General features: G+C 53.4%; 6 protein-coding genes and 1 pseudogene. 5 read left to right on the top strand and 2 right to left on the bottom strand.

Translation table 11 applies throughout. The annotated features are described in order from the left end of the window. Positions 1-20: 20 nt before the first annotated feature. Complete coding sequence (locus ALO64_RS07165; RefSeq protein WP_044344300.1) at positions 21-449, bottom strand: pilin; 429 nt, start codon at positions 447-449, stop codon at positions 21-23. Between the two features lie 223 nt (positions 450-672). Between ALO64_RS07165 and pilB the strand changes: the two genes are divergently transcribed. From pilB to yacG, 5 genes are read left to right on the top strand one after another with little or no spacing between them, the layout of a single operon-like run. After that, on the top strand, positions 673-2,367 hold the full coding sequence (pilB, locus tag ALO64_RS07160; RefSeq protein WP_044344299.1) for a type IV-A pilus assembly ATPase PilB: 1,695 nt from the start codon (positions 673-675) through the stop codon (positions 2,365-2,367). Between the two features lie 2 nt (positions 2,368-2,369). Beyond that, complete coding sequence (locus tag ALO64_RS07155) at positions 2,370-3,587, top strand: type II secretion system F family protein (protein WP_044344298.1); 1,218 nt, start codon at positions 2,370-2,372, stop codon at positions 3,585-3,587. Position 3,588: 1 nt separating this feature from the next. After that, the gene (locus ALO64_RS07150; protein WP_044344313.1) at positions 3,589-4,470 is read left to right on the top strand and encodes a prepilin peptidase; all 882 of its coding nucleotides are present in this window, start codon (positions 3,589-3,591) and stop codon (positions 4,468-4,470) included. Further along, positions 4,467-5,090 (top strand): dephospho-CoA kinase, encoded by a 624-nt coding sequence (gene coaE, locus ALO64_RS07145; RefSeq protein WP_005732328.1) that lies wholly within the window; start codon positions 4,467-4,469, stop codon positions 5,088-5,090. Before ALO64_RS07150 ends, coaE begins: the two co-directional genes overlap by 4 nt. Further along, positions 5,087-5,296, top strand: a complete 210-nt coding sequence (gene yacG, locus ALO64_RS07140; protein WP_002552020.1) for a DNA gyrase inhibitor YacG — start codon at positions 5,087-5,089, stop codon at positions 5,294-5,296. Before coaE ends, yacG begins: the two co-directional genes overlap by 4 nt. 197 nt (positions 5,297-5,493) lie before the next feature. On the opposite strand, the pseudogene ALO64_RS07135 reads toward yacG, so the two are convergent. Further along, positions 5,494-5,771, bottom strand: a pseudogene (locus tag ALO64_RS07135) (hypothetical protein); the annotation flags it as partial. Between the last annotated feature and the right edge of the window lie 76 nt (positions 5,772-5,847).

Below are 5,847 nucleotides of genomic sequence, written 5' to 3'. Positions count from 1 at the left end.
TGTTCAGCGTCTCCTTAGAATCAGTTTTTCACATAGCCCTGAGTCAAACATGCACCGCTGTACTGCCAAGTCAGAACATCGGTATTACCGGTCAGGCGGGTAGGAGTCAATACGCAAGTATCAGTAGTCGCAATGCCCTTGTAAGCATTAGGAGTACCTGTGATAACTGCAGTTGTAGCTGTAACGCCAACGCTAGCCAAAGCACCTGGAGTAGCGGTCGGAAGAGTAATACCCAATTTAGCTGCAGTGTCGCATGCAGTCAGGTCAGTCGTCTGCGCATAGCAAACAGCTACAGCAGATTTAACTGCGTCCATAGCCAACACTACCTCTGTGTAAGCTGCTTTTCTTGTATAATTCTGATACGCAGGCAGTGCAACCGCAGCCAAAATCCCGATGATCGCAACTACGATCATTAACTCAATCAACGTAAAACCTTTTTGTGTTTTCATAGTTACTTCTCCGAGGCGTCAGTTTTTAGTGCCTTGATCCACTTTAAGCACACGGCATGCCAATGTGCAATGCGTTGCCAATCATTTGGAAAACGGTCATCCGTAGCGTACGGGCGTTCCGTAATCCGCAGAAACTGACAATTTTCGTCACATCCCCCTCTGCCATTTGGCAGCACAGCCCGACTGCGCTATAACCCACCCATTGTCTGTGTCTGGTGGTTTTATGACTGATGCTGTCCTCACTGGCTTGGCCAAACAATTGGTCCTCGCCGAGCTACTTACTGAATCTGTTGCGCAGCAAGCGTATCAACAGGCGCGCCGCGACAAGATTTCGTTGGTGAGCTATCTGGTTCAGAACAAACTGGTCAAAAGTCTGACACTGGCAGAGATGGCTTCCGACCAGTTTGGCGTGCCATTCATGGACCTCGCCAGTCTGGACAAAGAAAGCCAGCCTAAAGGCCTGGTGAGTGAAAAGCTGGTTCGACAACATCACGCACTGCCGCTGTGGCGGCGCGGCAATAAACTATTTATTGGGATTTCGGACCCGACCAATCATCAGGCGGTGACTGATATTCAGTTCAGCACTGGCCTGAACACCGAAGCGATTCTGGTCGAAGATGACAAGCTGACTATTGCTATAGATCGCTTTTTTGACAGTGATAGCGCTCTGGGTAATCTTGAAGATGTCGACCTGGGTCTGGACATAGAACCGGCCGATGGCAAGGAAACCTCTCTAGCTACTCAAAATGACGCTGACGATGCTCCAGTAGTGCGATTCGTCAATAAAATGCTGATGGACGCTATCCGGCTTGGGTCATCCGACCTGCACTTTGAGCCCTACGAAAAGATCTTCCGCGTGCGGTTGCGTACCGACGGTATCTTGCATGAAGTCGCCAGACCGCCCATACACTTGGCGAATCGTATTGCCGCGCGCCTGAAAGTAATGGCCAGTCTCGATATATCCGAGCGGCGCAAACCGCAGGACGGACGGGTCAAGTTAAGGGTGTCCAAAACCAAAGCCATCGATTTCCGTATGAATACCTTGCCTACGCTGTGGGGGGAGAAGATCGTGATGCGGATCCTCGATCCGACCAGTGCGCAGATGGGTATTGATGCTCTGGGCTACGAGCCAGAACAAAAAGCGCTGTACCTGGAGGCGCTGAAGCAGCCGCAAGGTATGATTCTTGTAACCGGGCCCACGGGGTCGGGCAAAACGGTTTCCCTGTATACCGGCCTGAATATTCTCAACACTGTGGACATCAACATTTCCACGGCTGAAGACCCGGTAGAAATCAACCTGGAGGGCATTAATCAGGTCAACGTCAACCCGCGTCAGGGGCTGGACTTTTCTCAGGCTTTACGCGCATTCCTGCGTCAAGATCCAGACGTAATCATGGTCGGTGAGATACGAGACCTGGAAACCGCCGAAATCGCCATCAAGGCATCGCAGACCGGCCATATGGTGCTATCCACACTGCACACCAACAGCGCTGCGGAAACGCTGACACGACTGCATCATATGGGTGTTGCGGCGTTCAACATTGCTACAGCAATCAACCTGATTATTGCGCAGCGACTGGCACGTAAGCTGTGTAGCCACTGCAAGAAAGAACTGGATATTCCTCGCGAGACACTGATCCAGGAAGGCTTTCCGGAAGCAAAGATTGGCACTTTCAAAATCTATGGGCCAGTGGGATGTGAGCAGTGCAACGGGGGCTACAGGGGCAGGGTCGGTATTTACGAAGTGGTCAAAAAAACACCTGAATTGGAGCGCATCATCATGGAAGAAGGCAACTCGCTGGAGATTTCCAGGCAGATGCGCAAGGACGGATTTAATGACCTGCGAACCTCAGGGTTGTCCAAAGCCATGCAAGGCATCACCAGTCTTGAAGAAGTCAACCGCGTAACCAAGGATTAAAAATGGCCAGCAAGGCAGTCAAAGTCATAGTTTACACGTGGGAAGGTGTTGACAAGAAAGGCACCAAAACCAGTGGTGAACTGAGCGGCCATAACCTCGCACTCGTAAAGGCCCAACTGCGCAAGCAAGGCATCAATCCGACCAAGGTGCGCAAGAAGGCTGTATCGATCTTCGGCAAGGGGAAGAAGATCAAACCGCTGGATATCGCGTTCTTTTCTCGACAGATGGCAACGATGATGAAAGCCGGAGTTCCCTTATTACAATCGTTCGACATCATCGGTGAGGGTGCAGAAAATCCAAATATGCGGGCGCTGGTGAGCTCACTCAAACAGGAGGTATCAGCAGGCAACAGCTTTGCAATGGCTTTACGGCAGAAGCCTGAGTATTTCGATGATCTTTTTTGCAATCTGGTGGATGCCGGCGAGCAAGCAGGAGCTCTGGAGAGTTTGCTGGATCGAGTAGCGAGCTACAAAGAAAAAACAGAGAAGCTCAAAGCAAAAATAAAGAAAGCAATGACCTACCCTGCCGCTGTGTTAATCGTGGCGGTCATCGTATCTGGCATTCTATTAATCAAAGTAGTCCCGCAGTTTCAGTCAGTATTCGCAGGATTCGGCGCCGAGCTACCTACATTCACTTTGATGGTCATAGGACTTTCAGAAGTAGTTCAGAAGTGGTGGCTGGCGATTGTAGGCTTGTTTTTCGCTAGCGTCTTCATATTTAAGCGCGCGTATAAGCGATCACAAAAATTTCGAGACAGCCTAGATCGTTTTTTACTTAAAATACCCGTCATTGGGCCGCTGATTTTCAAATCCTCAGTGGCGCGATATGCCCGTACTCTTGCAACTACTTTTGCGGCTGGGGTTCCTCTAGTAGAGGCTCTCGACTCTGTTGCAGGAGCAACCGGCAATGTAGTTTTCAGAAATGCAGTTAATAAAGTTAAGCAAGATGTATCCACAGGCATGCAACTCAATTTCTCAATGCGATCAACCGGAGTTTTCCCGAGCTTGGCAATTCAGATGACTGCGATCGGAGAGGAGTCCGGTGCTCTGGACAGCATGCTGGACAAGGTCGCGACTTACTATGAGGATGAAGTCGACAATATGGTTGATAGCCTGACCAGCCTAATGGAGCCCATGATCATGGCCGTCCTTGGGGTAGTAGTTGGCGGTCTAGTAATTGCGATGTACTTGCCAATATTCAAACTCGGGGATGTCGTCTGATATGCCCCTCCTCGACCTACTGGCCAGCTCCCCTCTGGCCTTCGTCACCAGCTGCTGCATCCTCGGCCTGATCATCGGAAGCTTCCTCAACGTAGTCGTCTACCGCCTTCCCAAAATGATGGAGCGCGACTGGAAAGCCCAATCCCGCGAAATGCTCGGCCTCCCTGCCGAACCGGACCAACTCGTCTTCAACCTGATCCTGCCGCACTCAAGCTGCCCGCACTGCCCGCACTGCGCGCACAAAATCCGCCCGTGGGAAAACCTGCCGGTCATCAGCTATCTGCTGCTGCGCGGTAAATGCTCACAATGCAAAGCCCCCATCAGCAAACGCTACCCATTGTTAGAGCTGACCTGCGCAGTGTTGTCGGCCTACATCGCCTGGCATTTCGGCTTCGGCTGGCAAACGGCCGCGATGCTGGTGTTGAGCTGGGGCCTGCTGACGATGAGTCTGATCGACGCCGATCACCAGTTACTCCCTGACTCTCTGGTGCTGCCACTGCTGTGGCTGGGCCTCATCGTCAACGCGTTCGGGCTGTTCACCTCGCTGAACGATGCGCTTTGGGGCGCAGTGGCCGGTTATCTGGCGCTGTGGTCGGTGTTCTGGCTGTTCAAGCTGGTGACTGGCAAGGAAGGCATGGGTTATGGCGACTTCAAGTTGCTGGCCATGCTTGGCGCATGGGGCGGCTGGCAGATTCTGCCGTTGACCATCCTGCTGTCATCGCTGGTGGGCGCGGTGCTTGGGGTGATCATGATGCGCGTGCGCAGGGTTGAAAGCGGTACGCCGATCCCCTTTGGTCCTTATCTGGCCATTGCGGGGTGGATCGCTTTGCTCTGGGGTGGTCAAATAACCGACTCTTACATGCAGTTTGCCGGTTTCAGATGACTCACCCTGATCAAAAACCCTGGATTCTTGGCCTGACTGGCGGCATTGGTAGCGGTAAAAGTGCAGCAGCGCAGTGCTTTACCAACCTTGGCATCGACACCGTGGATGCCGACCATGCCGCCCGCTGGGTAGTCGAGCCAGGGCGTCCAGCGCTGGAGCAGATAGCCGCGCACTTCGGTAAAGGCGTGTTGCAGGCCAGCGGTGAGCTGGATCGTGGCGCGCTGCGCAAGCTGATTTTTGAAAACCCGGAGCAGCGACGCTGGCTGGAAGCGCTGCTGCATCCGTTGATCAATCAGGAAATCGTCAGCCATCTGGCCAAGGCCAAATCGCCGTATGCCATTCTGGTTTCACCGCTGCTGATCGAATCCGGGCAATACCGCATGGTGCAGCGCCTGCTGGTTATTGATACTCCGGCACACCTGCAAATAGAGCGCACGATGCTGCGCGACAGTTCCAGCCAGGAGCAGGTCGAAGCCATTCTCAAAGTGCAGATCCAGCGTGAAGACCGTTTGCGCCATGCCAACGATGTGCTGGTCAACGACCGCGATCACGCCTGGCTGAACAGCGAAGTCGAGCGGCTGCACCACTTTTACCTTACTTTGCGTGGAGGCCAATCATGAGCCAACCAATGACCGTCCAATGCCCAACCTGCGATGCCCCGGTGGAATGGAGCGCCGCCAGCCCGAGCCGCCCGTTTTGCTCAGAGCGCTGCAAACTGATCGACCTGGGAGCCTGGGCTTCTGAAGAGCATGCGATTCCGGTGAGCCCGGATGCTGAGGATGAATTGTTCTCGGGTGATCTGGAGGCTCCGCACCGGGGGCATTGATACGTTCCGCGATGCATCTCCGGGCTCCGCACTCATCGTTCGAGTCAACGAATGACTCTCGTGCCAATGCTCCGCGTTGGCATGCATTCCGTGACGCTCCGCTTCACAAATCTGCGCCGCACCGCACATTCCAGGTTGGACGCAGAGCGTCCAGAAATGCATTCCCACGCAGAGCGCGGGAACGATAATGATCGTATTTACGGCCAAGGCTTCTCCAACGCAGTCCTCAACGCATCAGCACTGCCAAGCTGCTGCTGGCTGACCAACTGCCCGTCGCGCAACTGTAACCACAGCCCTTTATCGTCATCGCCTGCGTACTGCAGCACGATGCGCGCCTCTCGATCAAGCATGACGCAATAGCGGTAATCGCGCATTTGGGGAATGGCGAACACCGTGATTCCAGAAAGCCCTTTGGCTTGTTTCTGAAGAGCCTCGATAAAAGCAGCGCCTGCGGGCATTTTTCGCAAGCGATCAAAAAATGAATTGCCAGTCTACACACCTGCATTCACTCTTCCAGTCATGGCAACTTGAACGCTAAGAGGGTGTAGACA

Origin of the sequence: Pseudomonas meliae, assembly GCF_001400515.1 — a bacterium.
GTDB lineage: Bacteria > Pseudomonadota > Gammaproteobacteria > Pseudomonadales > Pseudomonadaceae > Aquipseudomonas > Aquipseudomonas amygdali.
Note: the sequence above shows the minus strand (reverse complement) of the source record. Positions and strands in the feature narration are given on the sequence as shown.

Excerpts from the sequence above, each read along its gene's own strand:
- ALO64_RS07165 (WP_044344300.1), bottom strand. The coding sequence starts at position 449 with ATGAAAACACAAAAAGGTTTTACGTTGATTGAGTTAATGATCGTAGTT.
- coaE (WP_005732328.1), top strand. The coding sequence starts at position 4,467 with ATGACTCACCCTGATCAAAAACCCTGGATTCTTGGCCTGACTGGCGGC.
- ALO64_RS07155 (WP_044344298.1), top strand. The coding sequence starts at position 2,370 with ATGGCCAGCAAGGCAGTCAAAGTCATAGTTTACACGTGGGAAGGTGTT.
- ALO64_RS07150 (WP_044344313.1), top strand. The coding sequence starts at position 3,589 with ATGCCCCTCCTCGACCTACTGGCCAGCTCCCCTCTGGCCTTCGTCACC.
- yacG (WP_002552020.1), top strand. The coding sequence starts at position 5,087 with ATGAGCCAACCAATGACCGTCCAATGCCCAACCTGCGATGCCCCGGTG.
- pilB (WP_044344299.1), top strand. The coding sequence starts at position 673 with ATGACTGATGCTGTCCTCACTGGCTTGGCCAAACAATTGGTCCTCGCC.